Genomic DNA, 21,562 nt, shown 5'->3' on the forward strand with positions numbered 1-21,562 from the left:
GGACAATTGGGACATGAGGGACGGCTTGTAAATACTGACTTGTAGCCGTCCCAAGATGTCCCAGCATTTAAAAATAATGGGACAAATTTTGCTAATTATCGGGATATGATTACTCTCCACCCCAGATTTTATCCGTAAATATATATAATCTGGGTGTTCCAACTCCCTTAATCCTTGGTTTATGAGAGGATGATCCATCTGCTGCTGGCTTTAACCAACCTTCATTCATTAATACACGAACTACCATTCTAGGCTCAAACCCCAAACATAGTTCCTTTTTAAAAACTTCAGTTAACACCATATATACTCGAAAACCTGCATCATCGGTACAATAAAACCCAGCACGATTTTGAATCCGTTCACTGTTTGGGGTTCTGATATTATCAAACCGACTGGCACCATGAGATTCAAAAAACGCTCTGACTTGAGCTAATATCGCTCTATCCTCCTTGTTACCTTCTATGCCAAAATGTTCCAACCATGTTCTATAACATTTGTAAGCTGCATAGGTAGACTCACCTTCTTGCCAGCCGGTCAATCCATATTGGCTAGCCAATTCGCCAGCAACAGCAACTAAAGCAAACCGCCGGGCTACGCGGATGATTTGTCCTGTTGAATCCGGTAAAACAGCACTATTTACAAATTCTTGCATCGCCTCAGCAATGCCAGTTGCAATGCTTGATTGATTTGCCACGACCTTTTGCAGCCATGCCATGCCCACAGCACCATAATACTTGCTGGAGTATTCTTTTAAAGATAAAGCCATAGTAGCTGGACTAACTTGATTATGGATTTTTTCAAAAATCCCCTTATGTAATCCAGCATCGGCTTCAATATCTGCCAAACGTATTTCTTGACCCGCATTGGTTTTCTGCCCTGCTCTGGCCATCAAAGACATTAAGGATTCTTCTCCAGCAGAGAGAAAGAACAATGACCATCGAGACGATGGTTTGACCGTTCCATGACGTGAGGCTCGTGTTTTACCTTGACCATTGGCTAACAAGTAAGCCGCCTCCCCTGCTTCTTTGGGATCCATCTGACTTAATTCATCAAGAATTAATAAACCATCGTTATGCAAAGCAGCTAATCCTTCAAGTCCATTCGTAGTACTGCGCCATAATCGGCAATATGCTTGAGGACTACCCCAAACCGAAGCAGCTACTTTCAATGCGGTGCTTTTGCCACTAGAAGAAGCACCTCTAAAATGAAATCCGCCTGAATCTTCACCAACAATCTTTGCTAAAGCAGGAGCAAAAGCAGTGGATATGGCAAAAACTAACCGGGAATTGCCTGACGCAAGATGGCCTATCGATTCTCGCCAATCATCTATAGTACCGGAAACAGACATAGCAGATTCAATCGCATGGCTATTTTGAAAAACAATTTTTTCAGAGGAATGTCCAAAGATTTGTGAAGGAGTTATAAAAAGGTTTTCATGCCACCCCAATTTCTCGACACAACGCGCACGATCTTCAACAGGAAACACCTGTAAATAGATAGCCAGTAAATCCCGAGCAACTCTATGAGGTGAAATAGTTAAACCAAGGCTAGCCAATTCCCGTCTAACTTCGGAGGCATCTCCTTGTAATAAGGCTAAAGGCATAGCCCATTGATGAATAATTCCATCATCATCCTGCCATTCGAGTAATCTACCCCACTCCCCACTTTTAGCATCACGAGTTTTAGCTACTACATACAAAGGAGAACAAATCCACTTTGGCGCCATTGGATTACCGTCTTTATCTTTCCCAAGAAAAGACACGCCCTGCTCATTTAATTTAAAATGACCTCCAGCGTATTCGCAGATAATAGGACTATGACCGTTTTTGTTTTTTAACGTAATAATTTGATTTTGCAACATCACTGTTTCTCCGACAACGCCCAAGGAAGATAGAAACCCTATCCATCCGTGAACAATCTATTTCTTCTATGGGATTTATTCGTTGACCAATGAAAGCAGCTCACCTAGGTCACCAGTAGAGCGATAGATTTTCTGTTGTTGGAGAAAAGACAACACGTCACTTTTGCGATACAAAACCTTACGACCAATTTTAAGATAGGGAACGCCCTTTCCTTCCCAGCGATTGCGCTCCAAAAGTTGGGTGGAACAATTCAAAACAGCCGCCAAAGTGTGTTGATTAAACAACGCAGAAGTCGGTGCGGATTCAAATTCGTTTAATAGTTGTAAACGAGATAGTTTTTATTCATATGGAACCTCATCAAATGATTATTCATTCAGCTTAATGCCGACGGTATGCGTCCTGCTCGATGAATATCAGTTGACTGTCCGGCCGGATAATAGTCGTGATATTTCATTTTCCGTGACTTTTACAGGACCGTGGACCCGCAAAAGTATACAGCTCACGAGAAGTATTGCTTGCAATTTAAAAGGGTGTCAAGCGCTTTAAAGCCTGGTGATCTGATTGTTATTAAATGATATTGTTTGTTACTAAAAAAATTTTTCAAGCAGGATCTGTCCCATTTGTCCCAAGCGAACATTTTATATTGGGACACTTAAAATCTAGTGTTTATAAGGTTGTCCCTACAGTCCCAATTGCCCCATTTTTAAGTAATAGTTTGTAATTAAATTTCTGAAAACCACATTTAGTTATTCAACACATAACACATTAGAACTCTAATTATTAGTATTCTAGATTTATAGTTAAGCAATATTGTTCATTTTTTTATAATGTTCATTTTTAATGAACACATCTAAATTATGAACATAGCTCAAGGTTTGTTAATCCCGATGGAAAAATTCTTCAAGATTTCGCAGCCAATTGCAGTCTAACACGACAAAAAGGAGTTAAGGCAATTGAAGACATCATCGAAAATTAATTTGAAATTGATAGACTGATTTTCCGTAATGACTGTAAAATTTTAGATTGTTGTTCATCTGATAAGTTGTTTAGACACTGTTCTGTGTATAATGCTTTATTGTTAATATACCTCCATAAGTCCCCAGGAAAATTAATTTTTTTTGGATAATTACCATAGCTCAATTTAATACGAGATTCTCTTAACTCTGATTTTGACTCAAGATTTAAATATCCCGTAATAATAAAAAACGGTAATTTTATATATACAAAGATATCGTTCCCGAAAAATATGACATCAAAATCGATGGTTCTCGAAAGATAAATGCTAATATTTGTTGAATCATTAGGATATCCTACTAAATTATAGAGATGTACTTCATTACAACCTGGATTAGCAATATTATTTTGAATAAAATTTGACCAATTATTTAATGTTGAATTCGTGAGAGACGATATACTAGGTTTTAATAGATTCTCTTCTTTAAAAAATAATAGTACTCGCCAGCAAATGGATACCGCAAATTTTATAAGATTTTCATTATAAAGAAATTGAGCGGAATTATTTTTTATTACTGGAATAAAAATTTGTTCAGCAAAATATTTTTCCCATTTACCAAATAAAGTTTCACAATTTTGGCATAACCACAATTTTTTATACCCATCTTGTATTCTATGATTTATTTTATTCATTATTCTTAAATGGCCGGTTTTAGATGTTTTTTTTAACCATTTATAAATGAATCTGGGAATAATATGGCTTTCATGAAGTTTAAATTTGGATTCACATAATTTACAAATACTAGGCTGCATAAATTATAATCCTTTTCTATTCTTACTTATTTAAGAGACAGGAAAGAATGCTCAAAGGAACCTCATAATCATCCAAAGTTAAAATATAAGGAGTTTCTTTGCCTTGTTTGAATATAAAGATGCCTTCTGAAAATAATTCAAAAGATATGATTTTATTAAATAAGATATTAAATTGCTTCTTATTACCTTTGAAACCAATACGTTGGTTTGTAATGTATAAAATTCCGACATCTTCTGTATCAAGAATTTCTTGTGTTTTTGTTTGAACACCAATAGAGCCGATCCTATAACGAACGCCTTTCATAATTTTTATAGAACCAGTCAAGCCACCATAATTGATTCGTTTAGTAACTTTTTTTATTTTATTTAATTGGGAAGATGCACCATAGTGCAATATTTCATTTGGTTTAAAAATAATGTTAAGTTCATTTTTATTTTCAACTGATGGTAATGAGCCTTGCTCAATTAATCCCAAGGTATAATATTTGTTGAAAATTTTCTGATCAAAATTAATTTCGTTAGTTTGTAAAGAGAATAAATTCAATAAATCTTGTAACGATTTTCGTTCTTCTTCACTAATTCTCTGATCAGATATAATCTCATTAAAATAGGTCGATAATGCCTTTCTTTGAATTTTTCTTATTTCCTCCTTTGTAAGTTCGTATTTATTTTCTACATATTTGAGTTGCTCTAACTCAAGGGGATCGATTACTCCATCCTTTAAAAAATACGTTAATATTTTCCTGTACTGCTGAACACCTTCTTTTTCGGAAAACATTTTAGATAAGTTAGGAAGAGCTCTCTTTAAAATAGATCGCAATTTATTTACGGACATAAGTTCCCTATTAATATCCATTGTTCAAATTATAGCAAAATTATTGATAATTAGATCAAAGCCATGAGATATGTTTATGTATCGACAAATTTAAATTATGTATCGATAAAATTGATTTTACTTATTACCTAAATGGTCGATCGTGGAGTTGCCCCTATAAAACCGAACCACCTAACTCACCGCTAATAAGCTCCTGATATATTCCCTGGGAGCCATCATTTTTAAGCCTTTATGAGGCGCAACTTCGTTGTAATCGTCAAACCATTCAGGAAGCTTTTTCATAACAGTCTGCGCATCATCAAGATCAAAAAAAGCGACATAATTTCGTTTAAACGTTTTAACAAACCTCTGCCATACCATTGCTTTCAGGGCTATATGCTGGTGTTGTCCGTCCTCACATCAAAGCCTAAGGTTCTTGCAAAATACACAGTGTCTCTGGCTACATAACAAGGGCCATTGTCAGTTAACCACTGTATCTGTTTGGGCATGTATTCTGCTGCACCAAACCGGTACTCAACACTTTCTAGCTATAAGTCCCTGATTGCCTGTCCGTCAATGCCCACTGTCGAGGCGATATAGCCTAATACTTCTCTGTCACAAGTATCCATTGCAAAGGCGACATGAACTCTATCGCCGTTAGCGCACTGTATGGTAAAACAATCTGAACACCAACGAGTATTCCTATGCAATGTAATGACTTTCCCATCATGTACTCGTGTTTGTTTTTTGCCATACGCCGGCAGTAATAATTGATTTTGCTTCATAATACGATATACACGTTTATGATTGACGCAGGCAAGACCTCTCTTTTTTAACTCGTGGATTAAGAAGCGTTGTAACCCTGCGATAGCCATAACTACTGCGTTTATCCGTTATTTCACGAATGTAAGGCAGTAGTTCCTGATCACGTATTTTAACCGTTTGTTTTCTGGAGTGTTCCATATTTTTCAACCTCTGCGTTAAGTGGGAGCGAGAAACCAGCAGCGCCCTGGCAACTGCTCTTATTCGAAATCGCTTATCCCGTACAAGGGTTGTCGCGAGATCAGTTTTTTTTCTCGACCCAGCTTAACTGCTTCACGCAGAATCTCATTTTCCAATGTCTTTTGTCCCAGAACTTGCTCAAGTTGCTTAATACGTTTTTTCAACGCCTTGGCTTCACTTTCAGGGATGACTTCTTCTTCTGTTTTAACGCTGGTCAATGCACCATTCTCCATTATTTTTCGCCAGTAAAATAGTTGACTGGGGGGAATACCGTGTTTGCGTGCAATAAAGGATACTGTTACGCCTGTTTGGTAGGTTTCATGAACTATTTGTTGTTTTTCGTAAGCTGTCCAACGTTTTCGCTTACGACTGGAGTGAATTATTTCGCTACATTCTATTGTTGTTATAGTCATATTACTAGTCCTATTCCTAGTCGTTAATTTAAAACTAGGTGGACCGGTTTATTTGGGGGGCATTACAGATCGCTATAATGCACAACTCCCTTCTTATCTGTCCATTTATAAACAATTATGTCTCCAATGGTTATTGTTGATGATGGTGCACTAATATTGGTATTGGTATTGGTATTGGTATTGGTATTGGTATTGGTATTGGTATTGGTATTGGTATTGGTATTGGTATTAAAAGGATTATATTTGATAGAATTATTTTGGGTAGAATATCCACAAATACAGGAAGGAGAATCTGTTCCATCAGAACAACGATAAAATCCAGTTGATGAATTACATCCTGCAACTCCTCCATGATGTGAACAACAACCTGATTTAGCATAAGTAAATAAAGGAACTGCTAGCAATACGGAGGTGAAAACTCCTATTCCTAGTTTATGTATGAGGGCTCTTAAGGACATCCTTGATACCCTCTATAGACACTAGCTACTATCTTGTCATCAATAAAAAAAGTGTAATAACAACCTGATTCCCCTGGAGCTTTGAAATAGAGATGTTTTTGAGTCTCATATTGGTTTCCCCAATTTCTCCTGTCAACTGGATCACCACAATTTTCAATTACAAATTGTAGGGAGTCACCTGATTCTATGAGCTTTCCATTACATCTTATTTTGTCGAATTTTTCTTCGGAAAATGATGTAAGCGGTAGTAGAACTAACAATAGAAAAGAAATAAGGACTCTAGTATGCATATCATGTCCTTTTTGACTGAAGCACTAATACCTAGAGTATAGACTAAGAAAAAACAAAGATTTTATTGCGACACAGCTGCGACACAAAAAAAGACCTTCTCGAAAAAGTTTCGTAACCACTTGATTTTACTATGCCGCTGAGAGGAGTCGAACCTCTGACCTCTTGATTACGAATCAATTGCTCTACCGACTGAGCTACAACGGCATTCAGATGATTATTACTTAATTTAAAGCGGTTTGCGAGTCCTTTTGGGGTTGTTGCAGGACTACTCCGATGGTCCAGTCGCTGGATTTGTCGGCGCCTAGATAGTGAAGGGGCTGTTGGGAATTCAGGCCGTATCCGTCTACCATCAGGGCATAGTAGTAAGCTGGGAATAGGCAGTAGCCGTATAGGTATTCATTGCCTGGAAACTGGCTGTTTAATGCGCCCCATTGTTGCTGGCATATTTGAGAATTGGCTTCATCGAGCAGGGATTGATTGTTGAATTCTTGTTCGGTGTAGTTGAATGGCTGGCTTTTTGCCAAATCAACCAGGCCGCCCATTACATACCAGTTTTTTACTGGATTGGCTTGAAGAGCAGGTTGAACTACCCGGTTTACGTGATGCACTGCATTCATCAGGCTGGATATTTCTCCTTCGCACACATAGGCGTCGCCCTGCCCTTTTTCGCCTGCGGGCATTTGATAGTCGTTGGCAAAGCATACCGAATCATCGAGAAACTGATGGGTGACTTCAGTTTGTCCTAACCCCAGAAAGCTGTGAATGAATAATTTGAAGTGACGTCCGTATATATCAAGCTCACGGATATCCTGACTGTTTACCTCTGAAGAGGCACTCACCGGAAAAACGATTTGTACCGAGGCGCCTCCCATGTCCATTGTGCCCACAGTTTCGCTGTCGTTCTTTAAAGTATTGAGCTGATAATTGATTGCCAGCCAGCCATACATTCCTTCATCCATACCAGTGATGGTTTTGGCTTCAACAAGCTGCCATTGGCTTTGATTGGTAAACCATTGCTGCACTAAATTGTTCATCTGCTGTTGTTTTGGCTGAGGCAGCAAGCGCATGCCCGCTGTGGAGTAAAAATAAACAGGAATCTGATAAGCAGGGGCGCCGGAAAAAAGAGTAGTCAGGTAGGCGTCTACGGTCGGTTCGTTGGCTTCGATGGTTGCTAAGCCAGGTTTGATTTTTTTGGAATATCGCTCGGTGATATTCACCGGAGTTTGGCCTTCCAAATCATAGGAGTAGAGATGCAGGCGCGATCCAGTGCTTCCTGCATCCACAATGGCTATACACTGTTGTTGCTCGCAGTTTTCCTGTGCTGCATAAGTGGAATTGAAAAAAAGACAACAACCCAGCAGAAAAAAAACGACTCGCATTCTATTTTACCAGTCAGCATAAAGTTGGCGCATGATACAATATGTCCATTAAATTGTCAATTATTAACTCACTGCCTATCGATTTTCGATCCATCTATCGATAAAACTTGACTATAAAACACTATTTCCATAATGTGATAACTGTGAAGGAAAACTATACACAGTCCGTCTGGTATTTTTTAACAGTGAGGTTATTATGCCATTTAATATTCCAAGGTTAGCCACTCTTATCTCTCGAACAAAAAGCATTTCTGAGGTATATGCAGAAGAGCGCTCTCAAAGAGATGACAATCGTAGCTTCATCACCAGATGGGCTTTCGGCAAAACAGATAATAAAAAACGCAAACAAGATACCTACTTTATTGAGGCGCTGGCAAATGGCATTGAGGCCAATAAAGGTGGTTATGGTAATTTGGATGAAGAGTTCAAAATTACTCCGGACATGTCACAAGAGGATAAGCTTGACCGCCATGATAAAAAAGAGGCTTTTCTGGCTCGTGTCATCACTGGTGCCTGTATTTATGCGTTGATCAAAATTGATGCCGAGTATAAGGGGAATGAGGAAAAAATAGCCAATTCAGCGCTTGCCTCAGTTATCTTTAAAACTTATGAGTTTAACAAACTGAGCGACATTCCGATTGCTGATGTCAAAAGCTATTTAAATGATTTGGATCGTTATATAGATAAAATGTCTAAACCTAGACTTCCTCTGGTCTGGCACGAACAATTTCCCACAACGACATCACTTCGAAATGATATAACTTCCTGGGAAACTGAATTCGTTAGAAGCCATGCTTTAACCGTTTAAGTTTTATGAGGAGGAATTTTTTCTACTTAAAGTTCCTCTTTACGATAACAGACTGGCATTGCTGTCTCAGTCCACTCAAGCATTCCGCAATTAATGGTATTATAAATAATAACATCGGCCTTTTTCAGAGTGAGCAAGGTTTGTGGATGTGGAAAATGATAGCGGTTATCAAAACCGGCAGAAATTACTGCGAACCGGGGCTGTACCTGCTCAATAAACTCTTTTGTGGAGGACGTCTTGCTGCCGTGATGAGCAACTACCAATAGATCCGCCGCCAAATGCTTACCATAGGTTTCTGTTAAATAATTTTCCGCTCTCTTTTCAATATCACCAGTCAATAGTATGGTTCGGTTACGACTGCTTATCTGCAAAACGCAGGATGAATTATTCTTATCTCTGAAAGTTTGTTGTATAGGAAAAAAATGGAAATGAATACCATCCCATTCCCAATCCGGGTAAAGATGGCAGTTCTTGCCCCGTTTGTAAAATTCCACATTATCGACAATCAACTCAGCAACGGGGAAGCGTTTTTCCAGACTGGGAAGTCCCCCGCGATGATCCAGGTCTGGATGAGAAATAACGACTTTATCAATTTTATTAATGCCAATTGTACGAAGATAAGGGTTTATAGCGATCTCAGCCATATCGCTTCCATGATAAAATTTCATGCCGGTATCATATACAAGAATATGATTGGCCGTTCTGAGCACAACCGACAAGCCCTGTCCCACATCCAGTACATCCAAAATAAAATCACCCTCTTTTACCTTGGGATAGGAAGGAAATAGTGTGCAGACTATAAAGAGGCTTAAAGCCAGAATCAGCTTTTTATCTGGTAGAAACACCGCAAGGCTGACACCGAGACTTAAAGCAAACAGTTGCAGTATATTATTCAGACCAAACTCAAAATTCATCCACGCCAGGGAATTAATAGCGTGCAAATACCACATCAGCAGATGGATCACACTGATAACCGGCCATAAAACCACGGCCGTTTTAAAGCAAAGCAGCAGCAACACCCCGAGCAATCCCAAAGGTACGATGGCATAACCAACCAGGGGAATAGCAATCAGATTAGCTAACAATCCATTAATTGCGCCATAAGAAAACCAGAATAAAGTCAATGGCATTAAGCCTAGCAGACAGGCAATTTGTAAGGCCATCATTTTTTTCAAGCCTCTCAAATGGCTGATTCGCTGACTGGTAGAAATCAGAGTCGCAACCGCGATGAAGGACAAATAAAACCCGGGTAATAACACGGCATGTGGTTCGATAAGCAAAACAATAAGCAGTGCATAACGCCAGGTTTGCCAGCCGGTAAATCGCTGCCTGCCAAAATTTTTGCTTAGCATCAGAGTACAGGCAATGAGCGATCGTTGGGCCGGTACTGCAAAGCCTGCCAATAAAGAATAAACCAAAGCCGCCAGAATACCGCCAATACTTCCAGCCTGTTGAGCCGGCCGATAGAGACATAAACCAGGAAATCTTGTCCAAACCCATCGGCACAAGCTATAGATAAGCCCGGCAACCAAGCCTATATGCGCCCCCGATATGACCATTAAATGAGTGGTTCCGGTACGGCGAAACAGCTCCCATTCTGATTTGGCAATATGATTGGTTACCCCCAGTGTCAAGGCTTGTATGATGCCGGCACTAACAGGATCATTCAGATATTTCTGGATTAATTCGGACAGGTAGAAGCGCAGATTTAAAACGCTTGAGGATTTGGACTCATCCCGAAGCAGTTTATGATTTTTATTTTTTAAATACCCTGTCCAGTGAATATGACGTGCCTGTAAAGACTGGCGATAATTGATTCCTCCAGGATTACCCGGCGGCTGTGGCTTTTTTAATTTGACTTCGAATTGCCAATGCTGCCCGGTGGTAATTTCAGGACAATGCTGATAACAGGATAACATGGCATAAGCGCTGGCTTTTTTTCCATCCAGCTCGCTTATTAGAAACTGAAACTGAGCTTTTTCTTCAGAAACGGACGGAATTGACACGACTTTTCCACGTACTGTCGCTTTAGCAATCAGGCCAGTGTTCGGGACACCCTGCTCGGCAACCCAGCATTGGTGTATTAAGGACCATAAAATAGCCGCAATAAACCAAAGCAGAACCCATCGGCTTGCCTTGAATAATAAGCCAATGAGCATAAATAATACCGCATAGGGAGAATGCGTATAGAAAAACGCAATTCCTGCATAAAAACAAAGAATTTCCATAATGATGAGCTTGGACTTCCATTGTCGCCTACTTTATCGAAACCCATAACAAACTGCAAACTCAAATTTTGCCATGATTCTGTCAACCCATAGCAAAATCGAGTATATTAAAGAAGAATAGTTTCTGACTGCTCAATTACCTAGGACACTCTCCTGAATTGAGAGACTTCAATACTGCTGGTAAAAAGGATCTTTACTATGATAATTACCGCTTTAAATGAAAACAGCCATGATACGCGAGTAGCCATTACTCCCAGTGTCGTTAAACATTATAACAAGCTTGAGCTGGAAGTCTGTTGCGAAAGTAATGCCGGAGCTGCTGCCGGATTTACCGATGATGATTATATTCAGGCTGGCGCCAAAGTTATCGCCAACCGGCAGGAGCTGCTGCAACAGACCAGGATTCTGGTTTGTGTCAGTGAACTACCTCCTGGGGAGTTGCTGGGTCTACCGGCCAACTCTCTCATTGTCGGTCCTTTTGATAATCAGGCAAATAGCGAATTGATCAGCTGGGCTACCCGGCAGCAAATGAGCCTGTTCTCTATGAATCTGATTCCGCGAATCAGCCGTGCCCAAAGCATGGATAGTCTCTCATCACAGGCTAATCTTGCAGGCTACCGCGCCATTCTCGAGGCAGTTCAATATTATCATCGAGCCATTCCGATGATGATGACTGCTGCCGGAATGATTCATCCTGCAAAAGTATTGATTCTTGGTGCAGGTGTTGCCGGCCTGCAGGCGATTGCAACAGCCAAGAGGCTTGGTGCCGTTGTTTATGCCTTTGACGTTCGTCGCGCGGCTAAAGAACAGGTAGAAAGCCTTGGGGCTGAATTTATTGAAGTCAGCGATGATTCTGATGCGGAGACCAGCGGCGGCTATGCTCGTGAGATGAGTGAAGAATACAAAATACGCCAGGCAGAATTGATTGATAAGTACGCCAAAATGGCTGACATTATCATTTGCACCGCATTAATCCCCGGGAAACAAGCGCCTGTTCTTATTAGAAGCGCTACTGTCGCTCATATGAAAAAAGGCTCCGTCATAGTGGATTTAGCTACTTCCCGAGGCGGCAATTGTGAAGGCAGCCAAAAAGATCAGGTCGTTAAAGTGAATGACGTAAGCATCGTCGGAATCAGTAATATGGCGGGCCTGGTTCCGGCAACAGCCAGTGAACTCTATGCCAACAATGTACTGAATCTGATTCGCCTGATGGCGGATAAGCCAGGCTCCTTATCATTTAATGATCAGGATGAAATTATGAAACAGGCATTGTTATGCCATCAGGGTGCTTATATGCCATTTCAATCCACGAAGGAGGCTCAAAATGCCTAGTGCCGTTTTTATTAACAACCCCTACGTCGCTACACTGACTATTTTCGTTCTCGCCTGCTTTGTCGGCTATTACGTCGTATGGAAAGTCACTCCTGCGCTGCACACGCCGCTTATGTCGGTAACGAATGCCATTTCAAGTATTATTATTCTCGGAGCGCTTATAGCCACCGGAACACATCTTGGCGGAAGTGTCGGCTGGTTGGGAGGTTTGGGTATTTTCATCACCGCAATCAATATTTTTGGCGGTTTCGTAGTTACGCAACGCATGCTGCGTATGTATAAAAAATAATTTAATGGATGGTACCGTCATGACGACAATGATTTCATTTTTCTATTTGATTGCCGCTGTCTGTTTTATTCTGGCCTTAAAGGGTCTGGCTAGCCCGTCAACTTCCCGCCGAGGTAACTTACTGGGTATATTCGGGATGGCACTGGCAATTGGCGCTACTCTGATGATGCCAGTCATCAATCATCACCTGTTGCTTATCGGCCTGATTATCGCGGGCGGAATAGTCGGAACGTTTATTGCGCTAAAGATTAACATGACAGCCATACCTCAGTTAGTCGCCGGTTTCCACTCACTTGTGGGTTTGGCGGCAGTTCTGGTCGCATTCTGTGCCTTTTTGTCGCCAGCTGCTTTTAATATTGGAGAGCCGGGAGAAATTCATACCTCAAGCCTCATTGAGATGAGCCTTGGACTAATCATTGGAGCGATTACTTTTTCCGGTTCGATTATCGCATTTCTCAAGCTTCAGGGCTTAATGTCCGGTCAGCCTTTGAAATATACCGGCCAAAAAATAGTGAATCTCTTATTGGGAATTGCCATTCTTGCTTTATTAATTCATTTTGTTATGACTCAGGCATTCTGGGTATTTAGCCTGCTCGCCTTGCTGTCCTTTGCACTCGGATTTTTGTTGATAATGCCAATTGGCGGCGCCGACATGCCTGTCGTTATCTCCATGTTAAATTCTTATTCCGGATGGGCTGCTGCAGGGATTGGATTTACCCTGAGTAATCATTTGCTGGTGATTACCGGTGCTCTGGTAGGTGCCAGCGGGGCCATTCTCAGTTATATCATGTGCGTAGGCATGAATCGTTCGATTATCAATGTCATCTTTGGCGGGATTCAGGGAAGCAGTGCCGCAGCTCATGCGAGTGGATTAAACGGCAATCAGCAAGTTCATCAGGCCAATGGTGAAGATGCCGCCTTTCTGCTTAGTAATGCCAAGGACGTTATTATCGTTCCCGGATATGGTATGGCGGTAGCGCATGCGCAACATGCGGTGAAGGAGCTGGTTGATGCGCTAGAAAAGAAAGACATTCGCGTTCGGTTTGCGATTCACCCTGTCGCAGGTCGTATGCCTGGTCATATGAATGTGTTATTAGCAGAAGCAAATATTCCCTATGATCGCGTTTTTGAGCAAAGCGAAATTAATCGTGATTTTGGAACCGCAGATGTCGCATTTGTGATTGGCGCCAATGATATAACCAACCCGGCGGCTAAGACTGATCCCAGTTCACCGATTTATGGCATGCCGGTATTGGAAGTTGAGAAAGCCAAAACGGTATTGTTTGTGAAGAGAAGCCTGAATGCAGGCTATGCGGGCGTGGAAAACGATCTCTTCTTCCGTGACAACACCTATATGCTTTTCGGAGATGCTAAAGTGATGACGGAATCGATTGCCAAATCATTGGCGGAGGTTTAATCGTCTGCTTAACGCTTTACAATGCTTACTTACCCACTTTACAAATACCTACGTACCGCGACTTGTTCGCGGTATCCAGGCAATGCGTCTGATTGGCAAAAGCTTTTAAAACTCACTACCATTTTTATGGATACCCCGCATAAAGCGGGGTACGTAGGCTCTCAGTGGCACGTAGGCGAGAAGAGCAGTACGTCGATTACGGTGTTTTACTTCACCGTTCTACATTTAGCATGAACTATTTCATTCCCTTTATTTTCCAATTCCACTACAGCAGCTGAGACAGCGGTCAAGCGCAGGGTTTTTCCATTTTCAACGAGCAGAGCTGTTTCATCGCCTTCACTAATTGGCATGTCATTAATAGTGCCAGAGCGCTTTTTCATAAAGACCCGAAGGACTGCGGCTGGTTCAGCGGTTTGTAATTCACATTCGGCTTTGATAGTGAATAAAGTAAAATTAGTAAGCACTTCAGGTTTGTTCGGTACTAAATCGTATTCGATAGTGGTGAAGGGAGCCAGAGGATAATTCGCAGCGAAAACCTGAGCACCAAATAAGGCACCAACGCAGAACATACCAATTTTTTGAAACATTAAAAATCTCCACAGTGATAAAATTGGAAACTAAGATACAGTTATTTTGCTTGTATGGCAAATCGGAAGGCATTTAAGTATGAGTTAAAACCTGATGCGCTGCGCTTAGCAGCGCATCAGGGCTTTAATGTTCTCGGGTTGCTGTGAATTGGATTTTGGGGTAACGTTCCTGCGCCATTGTCAGATTAACTCGTGTAGGAGCCAGATACATTAATGAATCGCTTCCATCCAGCGCCAGATAATCATAGGCTTTTGTTTTAAATTCAGCCATTGCTTTATCGTCATCTGAATAAACCCAGCGGGCACAGCTCACATTGACTGATTCATACACACAGTCGACTTTATATTCATTTTTCAGTCGATGAGCGACCACATCAAACTGAAGTATACCGACTGCTCCAAGAATCAATTGATTGCTGTTTAACGGACGGAATACCTGGGTCGCGCCCTCTTCGGACAATTCAATCAATCCTTTCAGCAAAGCCTTGCTTTTTAAAGGATCTTTTAAACGTACCAGACGAAACAGCTCGGGAGCGAAATTGGGAATACCGGTAAATTTTAATTGCTCCCCCTGGGTAAAGGTATCGCCAATCCGTATTGTGCCATGATTATGCAAGCCGATAATATCGCCAGCCATTGCAAGCTCAGCATGAGAACGGTCACCCGCCATAAATGTTAAAGCATTGGAAATCTGAATTTCCTTACCAATACGCAAATGACTTAATTTCATCCCTTTATTGAATTGGCCTGAGCAAATGCGTACAAAGGCAATACGATCCCGATGTTTAGGATCCATATTCGCCTGAATTTTAAATACAAATCCGCTGAAGGCTTCCTCATCAGGCGACACTTCCCGTTCCACAGCTTCTCTTGGACGAGGACCTGGCGCATTGGCGGCGAAATCGTCCAGTAATTCTTTGATACCAAAATTGTTAATGGCTGAACCAAAATAAACAGGTGTCAGGCGGCCAGCAAGGTATTTTTGCAAATCAAACTCATGAGAAGCGCCTTTAACCAATTCAATTTCATCTCGCAGCTCCTGAGCAACACTCCCTAATAGCTCATCCAGTTCAGGATTATCGAGTCCCTGAATGCGTGTCGCCTCTTGTTTCTGGGCATTTTTTCCTGACTGATAGAGATAAACGGCATCTTCATATAAATGGTAAATGCCTTTAAATCGCTTACCCATACCGACAGGCCAGGTGACAGGTGCACACTGAATCCCAAGAACAGACTCCACCTCATCCAGTAGAGAAATGGGTTCTCGACCTTCACGGTCCAGTTTATTGATAAAGGTCATTATCGGCGTATCACGCAGACGGCAAACTTCCATTAATTTTACCGTTCGCTCCTCAACACCCTTGGCCACATCGATTACCATTAAGGCCGAGTCAACAGCAGTCAGGGTTCGATAGGTATCCTCAGAGAAATCCTCGTGTCCTGGGGTATCAAGCAAGTTGATTACATGTTCGTTATGAACAAATTGCATGACCGAAGTGGTAATCGAAATCCCTCTCTCCTTTTCCATTTCCATCCAGTCAGATGTCGCATGGCGATCAGCCTTACGTCCCTTGACTGTTCCCGCAAGCTGAATAGCACCTCCGAATAGTAACAGTTTTTCAGTAACCGTTGTTTTTCCAGCGTCAGGATGCGAAATGATTGCAAAAGTTCGTCGCTTATTGAAGTCTTCGTAAAAATCGGACATGAGTTGCTCAAAAATATAAAGCGGTATTTTAAAAGAAATTAAGCAAACAGACAATTTAATCTGTTTCAATAAAAGCTTGTCAACGCCCCTATTCTGTTACTATAGTAGCGCATTTATTAATAATCTGAGCTGAAAACGCTCAGATTTAGTCTGTAACAGGAGAATTCCATGAAAAAGCTCTGTATCCCCTTATTGTCTCTCAGTTTGCTGGCAGGCTGCCAGTCCATGTCTGGTTTTAACAGTTACGGCCAGTCGTTTGCTGGCAACAGTGATGAACAAATCAGCAATGCGGTAAGAACCTCCTTTAGCGAAAATGAAATTCTGGCTGATGCACCTATTCAGATAAGCAGTGATCACGGCGTGGTAACCTTAAGTGGATATGTTAAAAAAATACGCCAGGCCGATGTAGCTGAGCAAATTGCTTCAAGAGTCAATGGCGTTAAAACCGTAGAAAATCGCATCATTATCAGAAAGTAAGTAATAGAATACGCGAGGGACTGCGTACACTATAATTACAATGATCTTCCAATCAATGAATCGCCATGTCCTTAACTTTGAAAACCTTTACGCTCAATTGCGGAAACGATACGCCAGGCAGACTTGCGGTTGAACAATTGGCTAAAGAAATGTCCGATGTTGACCTGATTGTCCTGCACTGTCAGGAGGTTAATTTTGACAAAACCTACCAGCAGCTTCGTCAGGCCTTTCCCGCTCCTCTTGAGATTGAATTCGCTGAAAAGATGGTTACTCATACCAAGCTGGACACTCAGTTTCATAGTCAAACGGGTATGGCGACCATTATTGTTCGCAAGCCCCAGGTAGAGATAGTCCATAGTGAAACGCAGCTGGCACGCCGCGGAGAAGGCAGGATGGATAAAGGGTATAATAAAGGAGGAACCCACACGGCACTTAAGCTTCGCAAAGATGACCAGGAGTTTTATTTAAGCCTCAGCAATGCGCATCTTGATGCATTTAACGAAGCGGCCAGAGCCAAGGACTGGATAAATCTTCATAAAACTCGCAAGTTTCATGCTGATACCTGGGATGAGTTAAGCAGAAAAACCCCCGATATGGTGGCGAATGGCTATGATGCCAATACGCGCAATTACTTATTGGAGAGCGATGGAGTATTGGGTTCCACCAATCCCTGGCAATATAACGCCGAACCCGGGATGCAGGAACTTGTCATGGCGCCTCTTGGAAATCAGCAGCAATCCAGGACTTCCACCTATAAAAATAACTTAAAGGATATGCCATTAACTGCTGATAAAAAACGTCCCGGTTTTGCTAAAGGGGGAATGCTTGATATTGTCAGTGTAAACGATGCCGGGCTGGCTAAACAGCAAATACACCAGCGCAGCACTTCCCAGGGTATCCAGCTAGTGTTAAAGGCTGCCGTGAAGATTGCCCCGGAAAAGAATTCAGGCCGCGATCACTCGGTCATTGGCAGCCATCCCGTGGCGGTACAAAAACAATCGCCCTTTCTTAAAGTAAGAGATTATCTGGCTTGTTCGCTTATTTACGCGGCTCCTGAAATCACTGCGCATATATTAGATGATGATTTTACCGATACATCCGAAAACCGCCGCTACCTTTTAAAACTGCATGAATATTATCTAAGCCCGCAAGGGATGATGCAGACCCAGCTGCAATTGCATCATGAGAAGCTGGAATTATGGAACAAACTAAAGTCCTCTCCCAACGCTGATAAGCTGAAGCAAGGCCTATTCAAAAATAATCCAACATGGTTTGAGTATAATTCCACATTTCCAGAAGGCCGTGCAGGACTGGATAAGGTTGCAATTGTTCATACACATCAACAGGCGCTTGAATCCTTGCAAATACAATATTTAAGAAAGGCCTGCAGTGAAGAAGAGCGTCTTGATATTCTTTCTATAGTCGACAATGCCGCTTTGGAATTAAAACAAACCGAAAAGCCAGCAGTGCTTTTAAAAACAGCTGAAACCCTGCTTAAGTTTAGTCACTTAACTCATCAGTACAAAAGCCACTTATTAAAAGACTGTGTCAATGAAAATGAGCATTCAGAGAAAAATCCACCTTTATTAAAGAATAAGCTGGATGCAGTAAACAGGCTTCGCGAAATCACTCTTCACAAGCCTGAACCAGCAACCTTAGGCAATTTGGGACGTGAGCTGAATAAAAGTACAACCCTGCTTAAGGAGCATCGGCATCAGGGTATTTTTAATAGTTTATTTCGAAAATTAAAAGAACTTATTTCACATTATATTCCCAAAACAGCAGGGCAACTGTTTGCAGAAAAAGCCAAAAACGTTTTAAGTCGCGAAAAAGTGGAACCGGGTACGGTGGACACTGAAAAACGCAATACTTCAATGCCTTAAATTATCAGAATGCTATAATAATCAGATGAGATTTCAATTTAGCAAGGACTGCGATGAATTATGTTATTGAGCGAATGAGTCGGCAGGAAGCGGATATAGCCCTTGAATGGGCAGCCAGGGAGGGCTGGAATCCTGGGTTGCATGATATCAATTGTTATTATCAGACAGACCCTGATGGTTTTTTTGCTGGAAGGCTTGACGGCAAGACGATTGCGATCGGTTCCGCTGTTCGTTATGACGATCATTATGCGTTCTGCGGTTTTTATATTGTCGATAAGGCCTATCGTGGCGGAGGTTATGGCCTGGCGTTAACGCGAAAACGCCTGGAGTATGTCGGCAGCCGCAATGCGGGCATTGACGGTGTTCCACAAATGCTCGAGAAGTACAGCCGTCTCGGTTATCGACAAGCCCATGCCAATGCCCGTTATCGCTGGGAGACCCATTCAATCGCTATTGCCTCAGATCCCTCATTTATTGATTTAAAACAAGTCGATTTAAAGCGCCTGAGTGATTATGACCGTCAACATTTTCCGGCACGGCGCGAATCATTTCTGAACTGCTGGATTAATCAACCAGACAGCATAAGCCTTGCCTGTCTTCACAAAGGCGAATTATGCGGGTATGGCGTCATTCGCCCCGCTCATGAGGGCTATCGAATCGGGCCATTATTTGCTGATAACCCTGCTATCGCCAATGATTTATTTCTCCAATTGTGTAAACAGGCTAAAAGCCATGTTGTGTTTTTAGATATTCCTGAAAATAATCCTCACGCGCTAAATCTGGTAAAGCAGTATGAAATGGAAAAAGTATTTACTACAGCCCGTATGTATTTAAAAGGGGAGCCTGAAGTGAAGATTCAATCAATTTATGGCATCACTTCCTTCGAGTTGGGGTAAAAATGCTTCGTGATATGGTGGGCTATGGCCCCAATCTTCCGCTCAATGGCTGGCCGGGAAATACTAAACTTGCCATTAATTTTGTCATCAATTATGAAGAAGGTGCTGAACTATCGCCTGTCAATGGTGACTTAACAGCTGAGACTTATGGTGGAGAGTTTCCATTAGCAGCCAAGCCTTCAGGCATGCGTAATTTAAGCATGGAGTCTTTATTTGAATACGGCAGCCGCTGCGGTATCTGGCGTCTTATCCGCCTGTTTGAGCAGGAGCAAATTCCACTGACTTTCTTTATCACTGGTCTGGCCATCCGTTTAAACCGCGAATTGGGATCTTATTTACGCAACACAAGCCATGAAGCGGCAGGTCATGGCTGGCGATGGATTGATTATGCACAAATGTCCAAAGAAGAGGAAAAAAAGCATATTATTCAATGTATTAATGCGATTAAAGAGGCAACTGGACGTCGGCCTCAGGGCTGGTATACCGGTCGACGAAGCAGCCATACACGCGAATTGCTCTCAGAGATTGGCGGATTTAAATATGATTCCGAGAGTTATGCCGATGATTTGCCCCATTTTTTAAATGGGCATCTGATTATTCCCTACACGCTCGACTGCAATGATTTTCGTTATACGACCAATCCAGGCTTTGGTATTTGGCAGGACTTTTATACACACCTGAAAGCCAGCTTCGATTATCTTTATCAGGAACAACGGATGGCCTTAATGACTATTGGCTTGCACCCCCGGATTAGCGGACGTCCGGGAAGATGTCTGGCTATTCAAGAATTTATTGCCTATATCAAGCAGTTTAAGGATGTATGGATAACCAGACGAATCGATATTGCCGATTTTTGGTTGAATAATTGCCTCCCTGATAAACCTTGATGCAAGCGCATCAAGGCCTAATCAAGGAGCTTAAGTTCTTGATCGCATTCAAAATAATCAGCCACTTTAGCTTCTGAAACACCCTCCAGCTGTTTTGGATCCCAATGAGGAGATTTATCCTTATCCACTAGCAAGGCGCGTACGCCCTCGTAAAAATCGGAATCGTTCATGAAATGCCGCACCAGACAATAATCCATTTTGATGCAGTCAGCCATTGATAAAAATCGGGCTTTGTGGATCTGTGTCAGGGTTATTTTTAAACTTAAGGGCGCTTTCTGCTGTAAATTATCCAGGCAGGCCTTCGACCATTCATCCTGAGCGGCCTTTAATGAAACCAGAATTTCCTCAATTGTATTGAACTTGAAGTGCTTTTCAATCTGGCCTGCATTCGCAATGGAGTGTTGAGTATCGGCTAATGGCAGCTGTGTAAGGCAATCATCCACTTTCTGAGCGGCGTTCACAGCAAGATCAGTCTCGTTTAATAACTCAATAAGCCCCGCCGAATGCTCGGCTGGAATAATTTTTCTAATCAAACCTGCTGCCAAAGCGTCCTGGCTCGTTAAGCGATTACCAGTCAAACCAAGATAAACCCCAAGATAATGGGGTAGTCTTGCCAGAAGATAGCTCGCACCGATGTCAGGAAAAAAGCCAATTCCTGTTTCAGGCATGGCAAATACGAAATTCTCTGTAGCAACAGGATGTGAGCCATGGAGAGAAATACCGACGCCCCCGCCCATAGTAATGCCGTTCATTAATGCAATATAGGGCTTGGAATAGTGATGAATATAATGATTTAATCGATATTCATGCCAGAAAAATTCCATCTGCTCTTCTTTTTTATGCAGACCGCTTTCATAGAGCCAGCGCACATCACCCCCGGCACAAAATGCTTTTCCGGGAGTTGCCTGAATGAGCACCGCATGAATATGGCGGTCATGTTCCCACTCGATTAGTTGCTCTTGTAAGGAGTTAATCATCTCTAAAGTCAAAGCATTCAGGGCATTGGGTCGATTGAGTGTAATGATTCCCAATTGATTCTGCTTTTCAAAAAGAATATTACTGTTCAT

At 41.8% G+C, this 21,562-nt stretch carries 18 protein-coding genes, 1 tRNA gene and 2 pseudogenes; 8 read left to right on the top strand and 13 right to left on the bottom strand.

Annotated elements, in window-relative coordinates; translation table 11 throughout:
- Positions 1-109: 109 nt before the first annotated feature.
- The 9 genes and pseudogenes from DYH61_RS10025 to DYH61_RS10065 all read right to left on the bottom strand — a co-directional run bounded on the left by DYH61_RS10025 (position 110) and on the right by DYH61_RS10065 (position 7,986).
- Entirely contained in the window at positions 110-1,861 is a 1,752-nt protein-coding gene (locus tag DYH61_RS10025) for a DUF927 domain-containing protein (protein ID WP_058508637.1), read from the bottom strand.
- A gap of 75 nt (positions 1,862-1,936) precedes the next feature.
- A pseudogene (locus DYH61_RS15910) lies at positions 1,937-2,200 on the bottom strand (helix-turn-helix domain-containing protein); the annotation flags it as partial.
- Between the two features lie 634 nt (positions 2,201-2,834).
- Positions 2,835-3,629: a hypothetical protein gene (locus tag DYH61_RS10035; RefSeq protein WP_058508638.1), complete on the bottom strand. Its 795-nt coding sequence runs from the start codon at positions 3,627-3,629 to the stop codon at positions 2,835-2,837.
- Positions 3,630-3,651: 22 nt separating this feature from the next.
- Complete coding sequence (locus DYH61_RS10040; RefSeq protein WP_133129138.1) at positions 3,652-4,464, bottom strand: hypothetical protein; 813 nt, start codon at positions 4,462-4,464, stop codon at positions 3,652-3,654.
- A gap of 171 nt (positions 4,465-4,635) precedes the next feature.
- Positions 4,636-5,858 (bottom strand): annotated as a pseudogene (locus DYH61_RS10045) (IS3 family transposase).
- Positions 5,859-5,920: 62 nt separating this feature from the next.
- The gene (locus tag DYH61_RS10050; RefSeq protein WP_058509023.1) at positions 5,921-6,316 is read right to left on the bottom strand and encodes a DUF4124 domain-containing protein; all 396 of its coding nucleotides are present in this window, start codon (positions 6,314-6,316) and stop codon (positions 5,921-5,923) included.
- The gene (locus DYH61_RS16000; RefSeq protein WP_058509022.1) at positions 6,307-6,606 is read right to left on the bottom strand and encodes a DUF2845 domain-containing protein; all 300 of its coding nucleotides are present in this window, start codon (positions 6,604-6,606) and stop codon (positions 6,307-6,309) included. Before DYH61_RS16000 ends, DYH61_RS10050 begins: the two co-directional genes overlap by 10 nt.
- Positions 6,607-6,738: 132 nt before the next feature.
- Positions 6,739-6,811: transfer RNA gene (locus DYH61_RS10060), tRNA-Thr, on the bottom strand.
- A 17-nt stretch (positions 6,812-6,828) separates the two neighbouring features.
- The gene (locus tag DYH61_RS10065; protein ID WP_058509021.1) at positions 6,829-7,986 is read right to left on the bottom strand and encodes an acetate and sugar kinases/Hsc70/actin family protein; all 1,158 of its coding nucleotides are present in this window, start codon (positions 7,984-7,986) and stop codon (positions 6,829-6,831) included.
- 196 nt (positions 7,987-8,182) lie between these two features.
- Here DYH61_RS10065 and DYH61_RS10070 point away from each other — a divergent pair, with 196 nt between their 5' ends.
- Entirely contained in the window at positions 8,183-8,794 is a 612-nt protein-coding gene (locus DYH61_RS10070; RefSeq protein WP_058509020.1) for a hypothetical protein, read from the top strand.
- A 26-nt stretch (positions 8,795-8,820) separates the two neighbouring features.
- On the opposite strand, the gene DYH61_RS10075 is transcribed toward DYH61_RS10070, so the two are convergent.
- Complete coding sequence (locus tag DYH61_RS10075; RefSeq protein WP_058509019.1) at positions 8,821-11,022, bottom strand: DNA internalization-related competence protein ComEC/Rec2; 2,202 nt, start codon at positions 11,020-11,022, stop codon at positions 8,821-8,823.
- Between the two features lie 198 nt (positions 11,023-11,220).
- Here DYH61_RS10075 and DYH61_RS10080 point away from each other — a divergent pair, with 198 nt between their 5' ends.
- The 3 genes from DYH61_RS10080 to DYH61_RS10090 are packed head-to-tail and all read left to right on the top strand — an operon-like array spanning position 11,221 to position 14,060.
- A complete protein-coding gene (locus tag DYH61_RS10080) occupies positions 11,221-12,354 on the top strand; it encodes an NAD(P) transhydrogenase subunit alpha (RefSeq protein WP_058509018.1) in 1,134 nt (377 codons plus the stop codon).
- Complete coding sequence (locus tag DYH61_RS10085; protein ID WP_058509017.1) at positions 12,347-12,643, top strand: proton-translocating transhydrogenase family protein; 297 nt, start codon at positions 12,347-12,349, stop codon at positions 12,641-12,643. The genes DYH61_RS10080 and DYH61_RS10085 overlap by 8 nt, the downstream gene beginning before the upstream one ends.
- Positions 12,644-12,662: 19 nt before the next feature.
- A complete protein-coding gene (locus DYH61_RS10090) occupies positions 12,663-14,060 on the top strand; it encodes an NAD(P)(+) transhydrogenase (Re/Si-specific) subunit beta (RefSeq protein WP_058509016.1) in 1,398 nt (465 codons plus the stop codon).
- 206 nt (positions 14,061-14,266) lie between these two features.
- Here the strand turns inward: DYH61_RS10090 and DYH61_RS10095 are convergent, their stop codons facing one another.
- Positions 14,267-14,647, bottom strand: coding sequence for a hypothetical protein (locus DYH61_RS10095; protein WP_058509015.1), 381 nt, complete (start codon positions 14,645-14,647; stop codon positions 14,267-14,269).
- Positions 14,648-14,771: 124 nt separating this feature from the next.
- Positions 14,772-16,352, bottom strand: a complete 1,581-nt coding sequence (locus DYH61_RS10100) for a peptide chain release factor 3 (RefSeq protein ID WP_058509042.1) — start codon at positions 16,350-16,352, stop codon at positions 14,772-14,774.
- A 168-nt stretch (positions 16,353-16,520) separates the two neighbouring features.
- Between DYH61_RS10100 and DYH61_RS10105 the strand changes: the two genes are divergently transcribed.
- From DYH61_RS10105 to DYH61_RS10120, 4 genes are all read left to right on the top strand, one after another.
- Complete coding sequence (locus tag DYH61_RS10105; RefSeq protein ID WP_058509014.1) at positions 16,521-16,829, top strand: BON domain-containing protein; 309 nt, start codon at positions 16,521-16,523, stop codon at positions 16,827-16,829.
- A 65-nt stretch (positions 16,830-16,894) separates the two neighbouring features.
- The gene (locus DYH61_RS10110; RefSeq protein ID WP_058509013.1) at positions 16,895-18,712 is read left to right on the top strand and encodes a hypothetical protein; all 1,818 of its coding nucleotides are present in this window, start codon (positions 16,895-16,897) and stop codon (positions 18,710-18,712) included.
- 53 nt (positions 18,713-18,765) lie between these two features.
- Entirely contained in the window at positions 18,766-19,608 is an 843-nt protein-coding gene (locus DYH61_RS10115) for a GNAT family N-acetyltransferase (RefSeq protein ID WP_058509012.1), read from the top strand.
- Positions 19,609-19,610: 2 nt separating this feature from the next.
- On the top strand, positions 19,611-20,495 hold the full coding sequence (locus DYH61_RS10120) for a polysaccharide deacetylase family protein (protein WP_058509011.1): 885 nt from the start codon (positions 19,611-19,613) through the stop codon (positions 20,493-20,495).
- Positions 20,496-20,512: 17 nt separating this feature from the next.
- Here DYH61_RS10120 and DYH61_RS10125 read toward each other — a convergent pair whose 3' ends face one another.
- Positions 20,513-21,562, bottom strand: a complete 1,050-nt coding sequence (locus DYH61_RS10125; RefSeq protein ID WP_058509010.1) for an enoyl-CoA hydratase/isomerase family protein — start codon at positions 21,560-21,562, stop codon at positions 20,513-20,515.

The organism is Legionella quinlivanii (assembly GCF_900461555.1).
Classification (GTDB): Bacteria; Pseudomonadota; Gammaproteobacteria; order Legionellales; family Legionellaceae; genus Legionella_C; species Legionella_C quinlivanii.

Excerpts from the sequence above, each read along its gene's own strand:
- DYH61_RS10025 (WP_058508637.1), bottom strand. The coding sequence starts at position 1,861 with ATGTTGCAAAATCAAATTATTACGTTAAAAAACAAAAACGGTCATAGT.
- DYH61_RS10035 (WP_058508638.1), bottom strand. The coding sequence starts at position 3,629 with ATGCAGCCTAGTATTTGTAAATTATGTGAATCCAAATTTAAACTTCAT.
- DYH61_RS10040 (WP_133129138.1), bottom strand. The coding sequence starts at position 4,464 with ATGTCCGTAAATAAATTGCGATCTATTTTAAAGAGAGCTCTTCCTAAC.
- DYH61_RS10050 (WP_058509023.1), bottom strand. The coding sequence starts at position 6,316 with ATGTCCTTAAGAGCCCTCATACATAAACTAGGAATAGGAGTTTTCACC.
- DYH61_RS16000 (WP_058509022.1), bottom strand. The coding sequence starts at position 6,606 with ATGCATACTAGAGTCCTTATTTCTTTTCTATTGTTAGTTCTACTACCG.
- DYH61_RS10065 (WP_058509021.1), bottom strand. The coding sequence starts at position 7,986 with ATGCGAGTCGTTTTTTTTCTGCTGGGTTGTTGTCTTTTTTTCAATTCC.
- DYH61_RS10070 (WP_058509020.1), top strand. The coding sequence starts at position 8,183 with ATGCCATTTAATATTCCAAGGTTAGCCACTCTTATCTCTCGAACAAAA.
- DYH61_RS10075 (WP_058509019.1), bottom strand. The coding sequence starts at position 11,022 with ATGGAAATTCTTTGTTTTTATGCAGGAATTGCGTTTTTCTATACGCAT.
- DYH61_RS10080 (WP_058509018.1), top strand. The coding sequence starts at position 11,221 with ATGATAATTACCGCTTTAAATGAAAACAGCCATGATACGCGAGTAGCC.
- DYH61_RS10085 (WP_058509017.1), top strand. The coding sequence starts at position 12,347 with ATGCCTAGTGCCGTTTTTATTAACAACCCCTACGTCGCTACACTGACT.
- DYH61_RS10090 (WP_058509016.1), top strand. The coding sequence starts at position 12,663 with ATGACGACAATGATTTCATTTTTCTATTTGATTGCCGCTGTCTGTTTT.
- DYH61_RS10095 (WP_058509015.1), bottom strand. The coding sequence starts at position 14,647 with ATGTTTCAAAAAATTGGTATGTTCTGCGTTGGTGCCTTATTTGGTGCT.
- DYH61_RS10100 (WP_058509042.1), bottom strand. The coding sequence starts at position 16,352 with ATGTCCGATTTTTACGAAGACTTCAATAAGCGACGAACTTTTGCAATC.
- DYH61_RS10105 (WP_058509014.1), top strand. The coding sequence starts at position 16,521 with ATGAAAAAGCTCTGTATCCCCTTATTGTCTCTCAGTTTGCTGGCAGGC.
- DYH61_RS10110 (WP_058509013.1), top strand. The coding sequence starts at position 16,895 with ATGTCCTTAACTTTGAAAACCTTTACGCTCAATTGCGGAAACGATACG.
- DYH61_RS10115 (WP_058509012.1), top strand. The coding sequence starts at position 18,766 with ATGAATTATGTTATTGAGCGAATGAGTCGGCAGGAAGCGGATATAGCC.
- DYH61_RS10120 (WP_058509011.1), top strand. The coding sequence starts at position 19,611 with ATGCTTCGTGATATGGTGGGCTATGGCCCCAATCTTCCGCTCAATGGC.
- DYH61_RS10125 (WP_058509010.1), bottom strand. The coding sequence starts at position 21,562 with ATGAACAGTAATATTCTTTTTGAAAAGCAGAATCAATTGGGAATCATT.